This is a genomic window from Conexibacter arvalis, from assembly GCF_014199525.1.
Taxonomy (GTDB): domain Bacteria; phylum Actinomycetota; class Thermoleophilia; order Solirubrobacterales; family Solirubrobacteraceae; genus Conexibacter; species Conexibacter arvalis.
Window position 1 is genome coordinate 102,494 of record NZ_JACHNU010000007.1, and the last position, 15,838, is coordinate 118,331.

General features: G+C 72.8%; 12 protein-coding genes and 1 pseudogene. 12 read left to right on the forward strand and 1 reads right to left on the reverse strand.

The genetic code is table 11. The features are described 5' to 3' along the window. The first annotated feature begins 20 nt into the window (after positions 1-20). From ahcY to BDZ31_RS20020, 4 genes and pseudogenes are all read left to right on the forward strand, one after another. Positions 21-1,472, forward strand: coding sequence for an adenosylhomocysteinase (gene ahcY, locus BDZ31_RS20005; RefSeq protein WP_183344460.1), 1,452 nt, complete (start codon positions 21-23; stop codon positions 1,470-1,472). 151 nt (positions 1,473-1,623) lie between these two features. Next, positions 1,624-2,874, forward strand: a pseudogene (locus BDZ31_RS20010) (adenosylhomocysteinase); the annotation flags it as partial. A 36-nt stretch (positions 2,875-2,910) separates the two neighbouring features. After that, a complete protein-coding gene (locus BDZ31_RS20015; RefSeq protein WP_183344462.1) occupies positions 2,911-3,369 on the forward strand; it encodes an Rrf2 family transcriptional regulator in 459 nt (152 codons plus the stop codon). A 53-nt stretch (positions 3,370-3,422) separates the two neighbouring features. Then, positions 3,423-4,412, forward strand: a complete 990-nt coding sequence (locus BDZ31_RS20020; protein ID WP_183344464.1) for a nucleotidyltransferase family protein — start codon at positions 3,423-3,425, stop codon at positions 4,410-4,412. A gap of 76 nt (positions 4,413-4,488) precedes the next feature. On the opposite strand, the gene BDZ31_RS20025 is transcribed toward BDZ31_RS20020, so the two are convergent. After that, entirely contained in the window at positions 4,489-5,403 is a 915-nt protein-coding gene (locus BDZ31_RS20025) for a cytochrome c oxidase assembly protein (RefSeq protein WP_183344466.1), read from the reverse strand. Between the two features lie 62 nt (positions 5,404-5,465). Here BDZ31_RS20025 and BDZ31_RS20030 point away from each other — a divergent pair, with 62 nt between their 5' ends. The 8 genes from BDZ31_RS20030 to nadC all read left to right on the forward strand — a co-directional run bounded on the left by BDZ31_RS20030 (position 5,466) and on the right by nadC (position 15,796). Next, positions 5,466-6,188 (forward strand): ComF family protein, encoded by a 723-nt coding sequence (locus tag BDZ31_RS20030; protein ID WP_183344468.1) that lies wholly within the window; start codon positions 5,466-5,468, stop codon positions 6,186-6,188. A gap of 128 nt (positions 6,189-6,316) precedes the next feature. Further along, on the forward strand, positions 6,317-6,673 hold the full coding sequence (gene hpf / locus BDZ31_RS20035; protein WP_183344470.1) for a ribosome hibernation-promoting factor, HPF/YfiA family: 357 nt from the start codon (positions 6,317-6,319) through the stop codon (positions 6,671-6,673). Positions 6,674-6,817: 144 nt separating this feature from the next. After that, the gene (secA, locus tag BDZ31_RS20040; protein ID WP_183344472.1) at positions 6,818-9,733 is read left to right on the forward strand and encodes a preprotein translocase subunit SecA; all 2,916 of its coding nucleotides are present in this window, start codon (positions 6,818-6,820) and stop codon (positions 9,731-9,733) included. 151 nt (positions 9,734-9,884) lie between these two features. Next, positions 9,885-10,514, forward strand: coding sequence for a hypothetical protein (locus BDZ31_RS20045; protein WP_183344474.1), 630 nt, complete (start codon positions 9,885-9,887; stop codon positions 10,512-10,514). Positions 10,515-10,544: 30 nt separating this feature from the next. Next, positions 10,545-12,200 carry a sigma-70 family RNA polymerase sigma factor gene (locus tag BDZ31_RS20050; protein ID WP_183344476.1) on the forward strand — a complete coding sequence of 552 codons (1,656 nt, stop codon included), beginning with the start codon at positions 10,545-10,547 and terminating at the stop codon, positions 12,198-12,200. 104 nt (positions 12,201-12,304) lie between these two features. Further along, the gene (prfB, locus tag BDZ31_RS20055) at positions 12,305-13,423 is read left to right on the forward strand and encodes a peptide chain release factor 2 (protein WP_183344478.1); all 1,119 of its coding nucleotides are present in this window, start codon (positions 12,305-12,307) and stop codon (positions 13,421-13,423) included. A gap of 5 nt (positions 13,424-13,428) precedes the next feature. Beyond that, positions 13,429-14,931 carry an aminotransferase class I/II-fold pyridoxal phosphate-dependent enzyme gene (locus tag BDZ31_RS20060; RefSeq protein ID WP_183344481.1) on the forward strand — a complete coding sequence of 501 codons (1,503 nt, stop codon included), beginning with the start codon at positions 13,429-13,431 and terminating at the stop codon, positions 14,929-14,931. Then, entirely contained in the window at positions 14,897-15,796 is a 900-nt protein-coding gene (gene nadC / locus BDZ31_RS20065) for a carboxylating nicotinate-nucleotide diphosphorylase (protein ID WP_183344482.1), read from the forward strand. Before BDZ31_RS20060 ends, nadC begins: the two co-directional genes overlap by 35 nt. The last annotated feature ends 42 nt before the right edge of the window (positions 15,797-15,838 follow it).

Genomic DNA, 15,838 nt, shown 5'->3' on the forward strand with positions numbered 1-15,838 from the left:
CGACCGGAGGAATCCACGGGATGACCGCCACATCGACCACGCCGGACTTCAAGGTCGCCGACCTCTCCCTGGCCGCCTTCGGGCGCAAGGAGATCGAGCTGGCCGAGCACGAGATGCCCGGCCTGATGGCGATCCGCAAGGAGTACGCCGCCGCCCAGCCGCTGAAGGGCGCGCGCATCATGGGCTCCCTGCACATGACGATCCAGACGGCCGTGCTGATCGAGACGCTGACCGCGCTCGGCGCCGAGGTCCGCTGGGTCTCCTGCAACATCTTCTCGACGCAGGACCACGCCGCCGCGGCCGTCGCCGTCGGCCCGAACGGAACGCCTGAAGATCCGCAGGGCATCCCGGTCTTCGCCTGGAAGGGCGAGACGCTCGAGGAGTACTGGTGGTGCACCGAGCAGGCGCTCACCTGGCCGGGCCACGGCGGCCCGAACATGATCCTCGACGACGGCGGCGACGCGACGATGCTCGTCCACAAGGGCACCGAGTACGAGGCCGCCGGCGCGGTCCCGAACCCGGCCGACGCCGAGTCCGAGGAGTTCAGGGTCTTCCTCACGCTGCTGCAGAAGTCGCTCGCCGAGGATCCGCAGAAGTGGACGAAGATCGGCCAGGGCATCAAGGGCGTCACCGAGGAGACGACGACCGGCGTCCACCGCCTCTACGAGATGACCGAGCAGGGCACGCTCCTGTTCCCGGCGATCAACGTCAACGACTCGGTCACGAAGTCGAAGTTCGACAACCTCTACGGCTGCCGCCACTCGCTGATCGACGGCATCAACCGCGCGACCGACGTGATGATCGGCGGCAAGGTCGCCGTCGTCTGCGGCTTCGGCGACGTCGGCAAGGGCTGCGCCGAGTCGCTGCGCGGCCAGGGCGCCCGCGTCATCGTCACCGAGATCGACCCGATCTGCGCGCTCCAGGCGGCGATGCAGGGCTACGAGGTGAAGACGCTCGAGGACGTCATCGGCGTCGGCGACATCTTCATCACGACGACGGGCAACAAGGACATCATCACCGTCGACCACATGGCGCAGATGAAGCACCAGGCGATCGTCGGCAACATCGGCCACTTCGACAACGAGATCGACATCGCCGGCCTGACGAAGTTCCCGGGCATCGTGCGCGAGACGATCAAGCCGCAGGTCGACGAGTGGCGCTTCCCGGACGGCCACACGATCATCATGCTCTCCGAGGGCCGCCTGCTGAACCTCGGCAACGCGACCGGCCACCCCTCGTTCGTGATGTCGAACTCCTTCACGAACCAGACGATCGCGCAGATCGAGCTGTTCACGAAGCCGGGCGAGTACGAGAAGAAGGTCTACGTGCTGCCCAAGCACCTCGACGAGAAGGTCGCCCGTCTCCACCTCGACGCGCTCGGCGTCAAGCTGACGAAGCTCAGCGAGGAGCAGGCCGCCTACATCGGCGTCCCGGTCGACGGCCCCTACAAGCCGGACCACTATCGCTACTAGAGACCCGCAGAACGCGAGTTCCCCGGGCGCCCCGGACTCGGGGCGCCGTCGTGGAACTCGCAATGCGAAGCACGACCCGCAGCACGCGAGTTCCCCGGGCGCCCCGGACTCGGGGCGCCGTCGTGGAACTCGCAATGCCGAGCTCGCTCGGCACGACGTCGCCGACCTCGGCCTGGCCGAGGTCGGCGCGGCGCGGATCGCGTGGGCCGACGCCGAGATGCCGGTCCTGCGCTCGATCCGCGAGCGCTTCGCCGTCGAGCGCCCGCTCGACGGCGTCCGCGTCGGCGTCTGCCTCCACGTCACGACCGAGACGGCCAACCTCGTCCGCACGCTGATCGCGGGCGGGGCGCAGGTGGCGCTCTGCGCCGCCAACCCGCTCGACACGCAGGACGACGTCGCCGCCGCGCTGGTCGACCGCCACGGCGCCGAGGTCCACGCCATCCACGGCGAGGACATGGCGACCTACTACGACCACATCGAGGCGGTGCTCGCCACCCGCCCGCAGCTGACGATGGACGACGGCGCCGACCTCGTCTCGCGCGTCCACAGCCATCGCACCGAGCTGCTCGGCGAGATCGTCGGGGGGACCGAGGAGACGACCTCGGGCGTCGTGCGGCTGCGCGCGCTGGAGGCGCAGGGGAAGCTCGGGTTCCCGATCGTCGCCGTCAACGAGGCGCAGACCAAGCACCTCTTCGACAACCGCTACGGCACCGGACAGTCGGTCCTCGACGGCATCCTGCGCGCGACCAACATGCTGCTCGCCGGCCGCGTCGTCGCCGTCTTCGGCTACGGCTGGTGCGGCCAGGGGATCGCGCTGCGGGCGAAGGGCGCCGGCGCCCACGTCGTCGTCTGCGAGGTCGACCCGGTGCGCGCGCTGGAGGCGAAGCTCGACGGCTTCGAGGTGACGCGCGGCGCGCTCGCGGCGGCGAGAGCCGACGTGCTGATCGCGGCGACCGGCGGCCGCGACGTGATCGGCGCCGAGCACTACGACGCGCTGAGAGACGGCGCGGTGCTCTGCAACGCCGGCCACTTCGACGTCGAGCTCGACCTGCCGTCGCTGTACGAGCGCGCCGCCGAGCGCCGCGAGGTGCGGCCGCACGTCGAGCAGTTCGTCTTCGCCGACGGCCGGCGCGTCCACCTGCTGGCGAGAGGCCGCGTCGTCAACCTCGCCGCGGCGGAGGGCAACCCCGCGGCCGTGATGGACCTGTCGTTCGCCAACCAGGCGCTGGCGGCCGAGCACCTGGTCCGCTCCGCGGGCGCGCTCGAACCGCGCGTCCACGACGTCCCGCGCGCGCTCGACGCCGAGATCGCGCGGCTCAAGCTGGCCTCCCTCGGCGTCGAGATCGACACGCTCACCGACGCCCAGCGCGACTACCTCACCAGCTGGGAGATCGGCACGTAGACGCACGCCGGCGGCGGGTCGTCCACAATCCGCTGCGTGCGCATCTCCGCGAAGACCGACTACGCCGTGCGAGCGGCCGTCGAGCTGGCCGCCCACGGCGACGAGCACCCGCTCAAGAGCGAGCGCATCGCGCAGGCGCAGGGGATACCGCTGCGCTTCCTCGAGAACATCCTCGTGCAGCTCCGCCAGGGCGGGATCGTCGTCTCCCGCCGCGGGGCCGAGGGCGGCTACCGGCTCGCGGAGCCAGCCGACTCGATCACCGTCGCCGACGTGATCCGCGCGATCGACGGCCCGCTCGCCGCCGTCGCGGGCGAGCGCCCCGAGAAGCTCGGGTTCGAGGGGACTGCCGAGCCGCTGCGCGACGTGTGGGTGGCGGTGCGCGCGAGCCTCCGCGACGTGCTCGAGCACGTGACGCTCGCCGACCTCGCCTCCGGCGAGCTGCCGGACGCGGTGAGAGCGCGTACGGCCGATCCGGACGCCTGGCTCACCCGATAGTGGATCGGGCGCGCGTGGCGCTCGCCCGCGCGGACGCGCTAGGGTCCGCCCCGATGAAAGCCATGGTCCTCGCCGCGGGTCTCGGTACGCGCCTCCGCCCGCTCACGTACGAGATCCCCAAGCCGATGGTCCCGGTCCTCGACCGGCCCGTGATGGCGCACATCGTCGATCTGCTCGAACGCCACGGCTACGAGGAGATCGTCGCGAACCTCCACTACTTCCCGGACACGATCCGCCGCTACTTCGGCGATCGGATCGTCTACCGCGAGGAGCCGGAGCTGCTCGGCACGGCCGGCGGCGTCCGCAACTGCGCCGACTTCTTCGGCGACGAGACCTTCCTGATCATCTCGGGCGACGCGCTCACCGACATCGACCTGTCGCGCTTCGTCCAGCGCCACCGCGAGGCCGGCGGCGTCGCGACGCTCGCCGTCAAGCGGGTCGCCGACACGCGCGAGTTCGGCGTCGTGCTGCACGACGACAAGGGCCGCATCACCGGCTTCCAGGAGAAGCCCGAGCCCTCCGAGGCGCTGTCGGACCTCGGCAACTGCGGCATCTACCTGTTCGAGCCGCAGATCTTCGACTACTTCCCCGACCAGCCGTTCGTCGACTGGGCCAACGACGTCTTCCCGGCGCTGCTCGCCCAGGACGTGCCGTTCCACATCCACGAGATCGACGAGTACTGGAACGACGTCGGCTCGCTGACGGAGCTGAAGGAGGGGACCTTCGACGCGCTGCGCGGCCAGCTGCAGCTCGAGGTCGAGGGCGACGTCGTCGCCGAGGACGTGATCGCGGGCGAGGGCACGACGCTCGACGGCGCGACGCTGATCGAGCCGCCGGTCTGGATCGGCCGCGACGTGCGGATCGGCAGAGACGTACGGCTCCAGGGCCCGCTCGTGATCGGCGACGGCGCCGCGATCGCCGACGGCGCCGCGCTGAAGGACGCGATCGTGCTGCCCGGCACCGAGGTCGCCGCCGGCGGCATCCTGATCGGCGCGATCGCCGGCAACACCGGCATCGTCGAGCGGCTGCGCCCGCGGCGCTGAGCCGGGCGCCCGCGACGCTGAGCGGAGGCGGCCGCGGCGCCGAGAGCGGGGGCGGCCGCGCCGGCGCGGCCGCCGCCTACGCGGCGGGTCCCTCGCCCGGCCGGGCCGGGGCCGGCTGACCCTTCGGCACCTCGATCACGCCCGGATGGGGTCCGGGCGCCGCCTGGACCTTCGCCGCGCGCTCCTCGGGCGTGCCGTAGCGCTCCTCGCGCTGGTCGCGCTTCTCCGATTCGTCGAGCATCCGCATGAACAGGTACGCGATGGCGATGCCCATCACGAGCGCCTGCTCGATCGCCATGATCGCGCCGGCCATCGCCTGGTCGGAGAGCGGCGAGAGGCCCCAGTACTCCGGCTGCTCCTTGTAGTAGTCGTAGACCGCAACGGGCGCGAAGGTCATCGCGATCCCGAGCAGGCCGACGGTGGCCTTCGTGCTGGCCATGTAGACGATCGGCGTCATCCCCTCGCGGCGCAGGCGGGTCGAGACCGGCGAGAGCAGATGCCACCAGTAGAGGAAGCCGGCCGTGCCGAAGGTGAGGTGCTCGGCGAGGTGGACGGTGCTGTTCTCGGCGGCGGCGTCGTACAGCGCCGGGACGTGCCAGAACCACATCGCGAGGGTGTAGAAGAGGATCGCGAACAGCGGCGAGGCGATGAAGCCGACGCGCCGCTCGACCCAGTGGATGCGGCGGGTCGCCGGGCGCAGCAGCACCTTGGTGAAGCCAAGGATGATCAGCACCGGCGCGATGTCGAGCAGCAGCACGTGCTGGACCATGTGCATCGAGATGATCTGCTCGCCAAGGATGTCGATCGGCGAGACCAGCGCCGCGAACAGCGCCGTGACCCCGAGCAGGAACGAAGCCAGCCGCCAGCGGCTGGGCGGATGGGGCTCGGATCCGACGCGGCAGTCGCGCCAGCGCCACACGTAGACGCCGACGTAGACGGCCAGGCCGATGAGGATCCCCGGCGCGAAGTTCCACGATGCATCAGGAGACATGCGAGCCGATTGTGGCAGTCGCGGGGTGGCGAGGCCGCGACGGTGTCGGCGAGGCTGCCGCGATGGCACGCCGCGACTCCGCTTTGGGCGGCGCAGAGCTGCTGCGCCGCGTCGCCGCCGAGCTGCTGGCGGCGCTGGTGCCGCCGGCCTGCCTCGCCTGCCGCGCCCCGCTGCGCGACGCGGGCGCGCGGCTCTGCGCCGGCTGCCGCCGGGCGCTGCCGTGGCTGACCGGCCCGCGCTGCGAGCGCTGCGGCCTGCCGTCGCCGTGCGGCGCGACCTGCCCGGCCGCCGGCGCCGCCTTCGAGCGGTCGTGGGCGCCGCTGGCGCACGACGGACCGGCGCGGGCGCTCGTCGCGGCGCTGAAGTTCCGCGGCGCGCTGCCGGTCGCCGACCTGATGGCGGCGCAGATCGCCGCCGGCGCTCCGGCCGCCCTGCTCGACGGAGCCGTGCTCGTGCCCGTCCCGTCGCACCCGGCCCGGCGTCGCGCCCGCGGCTTCGACCAGGCTGAGCTGATCGCGGCCGCGCTCGCCCGTCGCCGCGGGCTGCCGCTCGCCGCCTGCCTGCGGCGGGGCGGCGCCGCCACGCGGCAGCTCGGCGCCTCGCGCGACGCGCGGCTGGCGCGCGGCCGGCTCGCGCTCGCCGCCGCCGGCCGGGCGCCGGCCCGCGCGCTGCTGGTCGACGACGTCCACACGACCGGCGCGACGCTCGACGCCTGCGCGCGAGCGCTGCGCGCGGCCGGCGCCGAGCGGGTCGCGGCGGTCGCCTACGCGCGTGCGCTGCCATGACGTCGACGTGCCAGCGGCCGGCGCCGTCCGGAGGCTCCGGACATTTCGTCCAGCCCTTTTTCCGATCCCGCCTCCGCGGGGACTACTATCGAGGTACACCACGTGCCCACCCAGAGAAGGGGGAGCCCATGCGCATCGAGGTCAAGGGACGCAACACGTCCGTCACCCAGGCCCAGCGGGAGCAGATCGAACGTCGCTTCCGCAAGATCGCGCGGCAGGTGTCGGAGCTGGCGCAGCTCGAGGTCGAGCTGATCGAGGAGAGCAACCCCTCGATCGCCGAGGCGCAGATCGCCGAGGCGACGCTCAAGCTCAAAGGCGTGACGTTGCGAGCAAGGGCCTCGGCCGCGGACATGGGGCACGCGATCAACCTCTGCGAGGACCAGCTCGCGGTCCAGGTCAAACGCCACCGGGACAAGCGCCGCAAGCGGCGCGAGACGCGCGCGGCGCAGCAGGCGGCCGCATGGGGTGCGCAGGCGCAGACGTAGCGCCGCGCCGGAAGATATTTAATCGCCCTTTAGCAACCGCTCCGCAGGCCCGGAAACCGCCTGCGGAGCGGGGTTTGCGGGCATCAGTCTGAACCATCACACGAGGGTTGCATTCGGCCCCTTTGCCGATGCTACGCTAGCCCCATGTCGTTGATCGATCGGGCGCTTCGCCTTGGCGAAGGAAAGAAGTTCAAGGGGTACGAGCAGCGCGTTGCGAAGATCAACGCGCTCGAGCCCGAGTACGAGGCGATGTCGGACGAGGAGCTGCGCGAGGCCGCCGACGAGCTGCGCGAACGCGCCCGCGGCGAGAACGCCGAGCCGCTCGACGACCTGCTCTACGACTGCTTCGCGCTCGTGCGCGAGGCCGGCCGGCGCACGATGGGCATGCGCCACTTCGACGTGCAGATGATCGGCGGCATGGTCCTCCACGACGGCAACATCGCGGAGATGCGCACCGGCGAGGGCAAGACGCTGACCGGCACCCTGCCCGCGATCCTCAACTCGCTCGCCGGCAAGGGCGTCCACATCGTCACGGTCAACGACTACCTCGCCCGCCGCGACTGCGAGTGGATGTCGCCGATCTACGACCTGCTCGGCGTCAGCTACGGCGTCCTGCAGAACATGCAGCCGGCGGAGGAGAAGCGCGCCGCCTACGCGGCCGACATCACCTACGGCACGAACTCCGAGTTCGGCTTCGACTACCTGCGCGACAACATGGCCGGCTCGCTGGAGGACAAGGTCCAGCACGGCGGCCGCGACCTCGGTGAGATCCGCAGCGCCAAGGACCGGCTCGACCGCCGCTCGGCCGCCCACACCTTCGCGATCGTCGACGAGGTCGACAACATCCTGATCGACGAGGCGCGCACGCCGCTGATCATCTCCGGCGCACCGGAGGAGGCCGGCGAGCTGTACGCGAGATTCGCGCGCCTCGCGCCGATGCTGACCCCGGGCAGAAGACCGGAGGGGATGGACCCGCGGCAGAAGAAGGAGTTCGTCGCGGACTACGACTACGAGTTCGACGAGAAGCACAGAACCGTCTCGATCACCGAGCGCGGCGTCGAGAAGGCCGAGCGCTTCCTCGGCATAGACCATCTCTACCGCGCCGAGAACGGGCATCTCGTCAACCACCTGATCCAGTCGCTGCGCGCCCAGGCGCTCTACAGACGCGACGTCGACTACGCCGTCATCGACGGCGAGGTCGTGATCATCGACGAGTTCACCGGACGCATCCTCGAAGGCCGCCGCTGGTCGGAGGGCCTCCACCAGGCCGTCGAGGCCAAGGAGGGCGTCGCCGTCACCGAAGAGAACCAGACGATGGCGACGATCACCTACCAGAACTACTTCCGCCTCTACGACAAGCTGTCCGGCATGACCGGCACCGCCATCACCGAGGCGACCGAGTTCATGAAGATCTACAGACTCGGCGTCGTCCAGGTCCCGACCAACCGGCCGATGATCCGGATAGACCAGAACGACCAGGTCTTCAAGACGAAGGAAGGCAAGTGGACGGCGGTCGTCGACGAGATCGTCGCGCGGCACGAGAAGGGCCAGCCGGTGCTCGTCGGCACGATCTCGGTCGAGGTCTCCGAGCTGCTCGGCGAGCGGCTGAGACGCCACGGCGTCCCGCACACCGTCCTCAACGCCAAGCCCGAGCACGCCGAGCGCGAGGGCGAGACGGTCGCCGAGGCCGGCCGCCCCGGCGCCGTCACGATCGCGACGAACATGGCCGGCCGCGGCGTCGACATCAAGCTCGGCGGCAACGCCGAGCACCTCGTCCGCAAGGAGCTCGCGAAGCTCGGCCTCAGACCCGGCGATCCCGACTACGAGGAGCACGAGGCGAAGCTGCTCCCGCAGTTCGAGGAGAGAGTCGCCGCCGACCGCGCGAAGGTCGAGGAGGCCGGAGGCCTCTGCATCATCGGCACCGAGCGCCACGAGTCGCGCCGCATCGACAACCAGCTGCGGGGCCGCGCCGGCCGTCAGGGCGACCCGGGCGAGACGCGCTTCTACCTCTCCGCCGAGGACGACCTCGTGCGCCTCTTCGCCGGCGAGCGGATCTACAAGATCCTCGACCGCTTCGGCACGACCGACGACGAGGGCAAGGAGGAGCCGATCGAGGCCGGCCTGCTCTCGAAGCAGATCGAGAAGGCGCAGAAGAAGGTCGAGGAGCAGAACTTCCTGATTCGCAAGCGCGTGCTCGAGTACGACGACGTCATGAACGAGCAGCGGCGGATCGTCTACGCCTACCGCGACGAGGTGCTCGAGGGCCGCGACATGGGCGACGAGGCCCGCGAGCAGATCGGCGACATGCTCGCTCGCATGGTCGAGGAGTCGACGCCCGGCGACTACATCGAGGACTGGGACGTCGACGGCCTGTTCGCCCGCGTCGGCGAGATATTCCCGCTCAGCATCGGCCAGGACGAGGTCGACCCCGACTCGATCGAGCGCGAGGAGCTGATCCGCCTCTTCGCCGACGAGGCGATGAGACGGTACGACGAGCGCGAGGAGGAGCTCGGCGACGAGCTGATGCGCATGCTCGAGCGCTACCTGCTGCTGCAGATCATCGATCAGCGCTGGCAGGAGCACCTCTACGACATGGACTACCTGCGCGAGGGCATCCACCTGCGCGGGTTCGCCCAGATCGAGCCGATCGTCGCGTACAAGAACGAGGGCTACAGACTGTTCCAGGACCTGATGAACACGATCTGGTCCGACTTCGCGCGGATGATCTTCAACGTCCAGGTCCAGGTCGAGACCGGCGAGGAGCAGCAGCAGGCCGCGCCGGCTCCGCCGCAGGTGCCGACGACGACGAGCAACAGCTCGTGGACGAGCGGCGGCTTCACCTACTCGGGCTCTGCCAGCAGCACGATGGCTCCGTACGCCGCGATGGCGACCGACCCGGACGCGGCCGCGCTCGGCGCGCACGAGCAGCCCGCCCCGGAGGAGCCGGACGCCGGCCCGAGAGTCGAGCAGCGCAGGGTCGACGCCGTCGACCAGATCGGCCGCAACGACCCCTGCTGGTGCGGGAGCGGCAAGAAGTACAAGAAGTGCCACGGCAGCTGAGCGCGCCGCTCGTCTGAGCGCCGGCGCGCCAGCTGTGGTCGCTTCGCCGACCTCGGCCTACCCTTCGGCGTGACCTTTCCGTCGCCGCCGCCTCTTCCCATGCGAGGCGGCGCCGACGGCGTCGCGCCACAGACGGAGACGAGGAGGACGGATGAACGGCCGAACGACACGGATCGCCCAGGTCGCGATGGTGGTGGTCGCGCTGCTGCTCGGCACCGCGACCGCGACGGCGCTGGCGCGCCATGGCGCCGACGACGGACCGGGCGGCACGACCGGGACGACGCAGACCGGCACGACCGGCACGACGACGACGCCCGCGCAGGCGCCCGCGAGACGGATCCGCGTCGTCGGGATCGTCACCGCACGCGACGAGGCGGCGAGAAGCTTCACGCTCGAGGCGAAGAACCGCAAGCCGGTCGCGAAGACGGCGAAGCAGCGCCGCAAGGTGGCCAAGCACGGGCGCAAGCACCGCGCGACGCGCACCTACACCGTGCTCGCCGGCGAGCTGGCGATCCCCGCCGTCGGTCGACAGGTGCTCGTGAAGGGCACGGTCGAGGGCACGACGATCACCGCGACGCGCGTCAAGGTGCTGCGCGGCGACGACAACCCGCATCGCCGCGGACCGGTCGGCGACCGTGACGGCGACGACGGCGGCCGCGGGCCGCACGGCGGCGATCGCGGCCGCGGACGCGGCGGCGAGGAGCGCGGCGCCGACCGTGGCCGGGGGCGCGGTGGTGACGGCGAGCGCGGCGGCCGCGGCCGTGGCGGCGACGACGACTGATCTCCACTCCGGCGGGCGGGAGTCGAGGCGGTGAAGCCGCGGCTCTCCGACGCGCTGCTGAGGACGCAGACCGACGAGCGGCTCGTCGCGCTGACGCGCGCCGGTCATGAGCGGGCGTTCGCGGCGATCGTCGATCGCTACCGCAGGCCGCTCGTCGCCTTCGCGCGCCGGATCGCGCCCGACAGCCGTGCCGAGGACGTCGTCCAGCAGGCGCTGACCAGCGCCTGGGCGGCGCTCGCCGCCGGCGCGGAGGTGTCGCACCTGCGCGGCTGGCTGCATCAGATCGTCCGCCACGAGGCGATCCGCGTCGCCAAGCAGGAGGGATTGGCCTACGCCGACCCGCTGGAGGAGGCCGCGATGCGTCGCCGCGCCGCGACGGGCTCCGCCGCGCTCGCGGGCCGGGACGCCGCGGCGGCCTCGGAGGAGCGCGAGCGGCTGCGCGCGGCGCTCTCCGGCATCGCGGAGCTGCCCGCGCATCAGCGCGACGCGCTCGTGCAGACGACGCTCGCCGGGCGCAGCCGCCGCGAGGTCGCCGCCGCGCTCGGCTTGAGCGAGGGGGCGGTCCGCCAGCTCGTCCACCGCGCCCGCACCGCGCTGCGAACGGCCGCGACGGCGCTCACGCCGCTGCCGCTCGCTTCGTGGGCTGCCGGTCTCGGCGGCGCGGCCGGCCCCGGAATCGCCGGGCTCGGCGGCGCCGCCGGTCCAGGGCTCGCCGACCTCGCCGTCGGTGCCGGCGGCGCTACGCTCGCAGGGACCGTGCTGAAGGCCGGTGCCGTCGTCGTCGCCGGCGGCGCGATCGCCGCCGGCGTGACCGCCGGCAGAGGGCGCCCCGACGATCCGGTGCCGGCGCCGGTGCGTCAGAGCGGGCTCGCCGGACCAGGGGCGAAGAGCGGCGGAGGAGGACCAGGAGCGGAGACCGGCCGCGGTGGAGCGCCCGCCGTGCCTGTCAGGGGGATCGCGCTCGGCGACCACGCGCGACGCGGCGGGCAGGAGCGCGACGGCCGTCGGCGCGACGACGCCGACCGACGCGGCCGCGGCGACGGCGACCGCCGGGACCGTCGCTCCGGAGACGGTCGCCCGCGCGGCGGAACCGGCCAGCGCGACGACGAGGGCCGCGGCGGTCGCGTCGAGGACCGTGGCGCCCATGGGCGCGGACGCGGCGGTGGGCGCGGCGGCACGGCACGCGGCGGGGAGCGCGGCAGCGAGGGACGCGGCGGGCAGGACGACGGCCGCGGCGATCCAGGGCGCGGCCGCGGCGCCGAAGGGGTCGGCAGGGCTGCTGATGGAAGCGGCGGTCGCGGGCGCGGCGGCGACGCCGCTGGCGGGCGCGGCCAGGGCCGCCGCGACGACTCCGGCGGCGGCGTCTCCAGCGCGAGCGGCCGCGCACAGGGGCGGGCCGGCGACGACGGCGCCGGCGGCTCCCCGGGCGCCGGCTCGCCGGGCGGCGCGGGCGGCAGCAGCTCGCACGGCCAGAGCGGAGACTCGTCCGGCGCGGGCGGCGGCGGCAGCTCGCACGGGCAACGCGGAGACTCGTCCGGCGCGGGCGGCAGCGGCGGCTCGCACGGCCAGAGCGGCGACTCGTCCGGCGCGGGCGGCAGTTCGGGCTCGTCGGGCCCGGTTGGCTCCTCGCGCGGCTCGGGCTCCTCCGGGCGTGGAGAAGGATCGGGGCGGCCGTCCGGCGACTGAGCGTGCCCGACGCGCGGACCGGTGCCTTCGGGCGGACGCGCGATGACGGCGCGGAGCCCGCCCGCGCCGCGCGGCCGGACCCCACTCGGCTAGCCTGGAGGGGTATGGCTGCCACGCCCCCCGCCGCATCCTCAGAGCCGATCCCGCAGCGTCTGGCGGCGATCCGCAGACAGCTGTCGCTGCTCGACGACTACATCGACCCGAAGAGCCTCGAGGCGCGGGTCGGCGAGCTCGAGCAGGAGATGGGCGAGCCCGGTTTCTGGGACAACCAGGAGAAGGCCGCGAAGACGAGCGCCGAGCACGCGCGCGCGGCGCGCAAGCTCGAGGCGTACACGACGCTGTCGACCGACGTCGAGGATCTCGAGCCGCTCGCCGAGATGGCGCAGGAGGATCCCGACCTCGAGCAGGAGCTGGCCGAGCAGATCGCCAGCGTCGAGCAGCGGCTCGCGCAGCTGGAGGAGGAGCGCCTCTTCTCCGGCAGATACGACGCCGGCGACGCGCTCGTCACCGTCAACGCCGGCGCCGGCGGCACCGACGCCCAGGACTGGGCGGAGATGGTGCTGCGGATGGAGATGCGCTGGGCCGAGAAGCGCGGCTTCGACGTCGAGCTGCTGGAGGCGAGCCCGGGGGAGGAGGCCGGCATCAAGTCGGCGACCTTCCTCGTCAGAGGCGAGAACGCCTACGGCCTCTACGGCGCCGAGAAGGGCGTCCACCGGCTCGTCCGCCTGAGTCCCTTCGACAGCCAGAACCGCCGCCAGACCTCGTTCGCGGGGCTCGAGGTCGCGCCGGTCGTCGAGGACGCCGCCGAGGTCGCGATCGACGACGACGACCTCCAGGTCGACACCTACCGCGCCTCCGGCGCCGGCGGCCAGCACGTCAACAAGACCGACTCGGCCGTCCGCATCACGCACAAGCCGACCGGCATCGTCGTGCAGTGCCAGAACGAGCGCTCGCAGTCGTCCAACCGCGCGACCGCGCTGGCGATGCTCCGCTCCAAGCTCGTCGAGCTGGAGGAGAGAAGACGCCAGGAGGAGATCGCGCGCGAGAAGGGCGAGGCGCAGGACGTCAACTTCGGCTCGCAGATCCGCTCCTACGTCCTGCACCCGTACTCGATGGTCAAGGACCACCGCACCGAGTTCGAGGTCGGCGACACCGGCCGCGTGCTCGACGGCGACCTCGACGGCTTCGTCCGCGCCTACCTGCTCCAGGCGGCGGCCAAGTAAGCGCGATGGCGCGGCCGGCTCCTGACGGACGTCAGCCGACCGCGCCATACCTCGACGCGCTCGTCGCGCACGGCTTCCGCGGCTCGACCCGCTTCCACGTCCCCGGCCACAAGGGCGGTGAGGGCGCCGATCCCGGCCTGCTGCACGCGATCGGCGAGAACGCGCTGCTGCTCGACCTGCCCCAGGACACCGAGGGGATCGACATCGGGCCCTCGCCGACGCCGTACGAGCTGGCCGAGCGGCTCGCCGCCGAGGCCCACGGCGCCCGCCGCACGTGGTTCCTCACCAACGGCGCGACGCAGGGCAATCACGCGCTCTGCCTCGCGCTGGCGCCGCTCGGCGCGCCGGTCGTGCTGCAGCGCAACGCGCACGCGTCGATGGTCGACGGGCTGGTCCTCTCGGGCGGGGTCCCCAGCTTCGTCGCACCCGAGTACGACGCCGAGCTGGGGATGGCCCACGGCGTCACGCCGGAGGCGCTCGCCGCGGCGCTGACGCGGACGCCCGGGGCGACGGCCGCCTTCATCGTCTCGCCGACGTACTACGGCCTTGCCGCCGACGTCGAGGGCTGCGCGAAGATCGCCCACGAGGCCGGCGCCGCGCTCGTCGTCGACCAGGCGTGGGGGCCGCACTTCGGCTTCCACCAGGAGCTGCCGGCCTCGGCGCTCGCGCTCGGCGCCGACGCCGTCATCACCTCGACCCACAAGATCGTCGGCAGCCTCACCCAGTCGGCGATGCTCCACCTCGCCCACGACGGCCGCGTCGAGGAGGCGCGGATGGCGCGGGCGGTGCGGCTGGTGCGCTCGACCAGCCCGAACGCGCTGCTGATCGCCTCGCTCGACGGCGCCCGCCGGCAGCTCGCCGTCCACGGCGAGGCGCTGCTGTCGCGGACGCTGCGCGCCGCCGAGCGCGCCCGCGCGGCGATCGACGCGACGCCCGGCTGCGCGGTCGTCGGCGACGGGCTGGTCGGCACGCCCGGCGTCGCCGGCTGGGACCCGCTGCGGATCGTGATCGACGTGCGCGGCAGCGGCCGCAGCGGCTACGAGGTCGCCGGGGCGCTGAGGGCCGCCTACGACGTCCACGTCGAGCTGGCGACCCACGCGACGCTCGTGCTCGTGCTCGGGCTCGACCAGCCGCCCGACGCGCTCGAGCGGTTCGCCCACGACTTCGCCGAGACGATCGCCCGCATCGCGCGTCCCGGCGGGGAGGCCGCGGCGCTGACGCGCCCGCCGGCGGCGCTCCAGCACGAGCTGGCGGCCTCTCCGCGCGAAGCCTTCCTCGGCGACTCGGAGGCGATCGCGGTCGACGACGCGATCGGGCGCGTCTCGTGCGAGGCGATCGCCGGATACCCTCCCGGCATCCCCGCCCTGCTGCCCGGCGAGCGCGTCACCGCCGAGGTCGTCGCCTATCTGCGCGAGCTCGTCACGGCCGGCGCGCGGCTGCACGGCGCCAGCGACCCCGCCTTCGAGACGATCCATGTCCTCCGAATCCACCCCGATCCAGCCGGCTGATCGCAAGGACCGCGACCGCCGCGCCCCCGCACTCGACCCCGCGCTGCTCGACGAGCTGGTGGCGCGCGCGCTGGCGGAGGACGTCGGCGACGGCGACGCGACCGCGGCCGTCACCGTCGACCCCGGCGCCCGCGCGCGGGCGCGGGTCCGCCAGAAGGCGCCGGGCGTCGTCTACGGCTTCGCGCTCGCCGAGCGTGCACTGCGCGCCTGCGATCCGGACGTGCGGATCGAGCGCAAGGTGGAGGAGGGGATCTGGCGCGAGGAGGGGCCGGTGCTGGAGGCGGAGGGCACCGCCCGCGCGCTGCTGACAGCCGAGCGCACGGCGCTCAACTTCCTCGGTCGACTGTCGGGCGTGGCGACGCTGACGGCCCGCTGCGTGCGGGCGTTGGAGGGGACCGGCGCGCGCGTGCTCGACACGCGCAAGACGACGCCGGGGCTGCGGATGGTCGAGAAGGCGGCCGTCCACGCCGGCGGCGGCGTCAACCACCGCATCGGCCTGTTCGACGAGATCCTCATCAAGGAGAACCACGCCGCCGCGGCCGGCGGCGTGGGGGAGGCGGTGCGGCGGGCGCGCGCGGCGCGGCCCGACCTGCCGATCGAGGTCGAGGTGACCGACCTCGCCGAGCTCGAGGAGGCGCTGGCCGCCGGGGCGCGGCGCGTGATGCTCGACAACATGGACCTCGCGACGATGCGCGAGGCGGTCGCGCGCACGGCCGGGCGCGCCTCGCTGGAGGCGAGCGGCGGCGTGACGCTCGACGGTTTGAGAGCGATCGGAGCGACCGGCGTAGACTTCATCTCAGTTGGGGCGTTGACGCACTCGGCCCCGGCACTCGATCTGTCCCTCCTCTTGGAGACCGTCACATGAGCCTCCCCATGGTGCAATCACCAAGTGCGAACAGCGGCGCCC

Coding starts and splice junctions, on each gene's coding strand:
- BDZ31_RS20045 (WP_183344474.1), top strand. CDS start 9,885: ATGAACGGCCGAACGACACGGATCGCCCAGGTCGCGATGGTGGTGGTC.
- hpf (WP_183344470.1), top strand. CDS start 6,317: ATGCGCATCGAGGTCAAGGGACGCAACACGTCCGTCACCCAGGCCCAG.
- secA (WP_183344472.1), top strand. CDS start 6,818: ATGTCGTTGATCGATCGGGCGCTTCGCCTTGGCGAAGGAAAGAAGTTC.
- BDZ31_RS20030 (WP_183344468.1), top strand. CDS start 5,466: ATGGCACGCCGCGACTCCGCTTTGGGCGGCGCAGAGCTGCTGCGCCGC.
- ahcY (WP_183344460.1), top strand. CDS start 21: ATGACCGCCACATCGACCACGCCGGACTTCAAGGTCGCCGACCTCTCC.
- BDZ31_RS20020 (WP_183344464.1), top strand. CDS start 3,423: ATGAAAGCCATGGTCCTCGCCGCGGGTCTCGGTACGCGCCTCCGCCCG.
- nadC (WP_183344482.1), top strand. CDS start 14,897: ATGTCCTCCGAATCCACCCCGATCCAGCCGGCTGATCGCAAGGACCGC.
- BDZ31_RS20060 (WP_183344481.1), top strand. CDS start 13,429: ATGGCGCGGCCGGCTCCTGACGGACGTCAGCCGACCGCGCCATACCTC.
- BDZ31_RS20025 (WP_183344466.1), bottom strand. CDS start 5,403: ATGTCTCCTGATGCATCGTGGAACTTCGCGCCGGGGATCCTCATCGGC.
- prfB (WP_183344478.1), top strand. CDS start 12,305: ATGGCTGCCACGCCCCCCGCCGCATCCTCAGAGCCGATCCCGCAGCGT.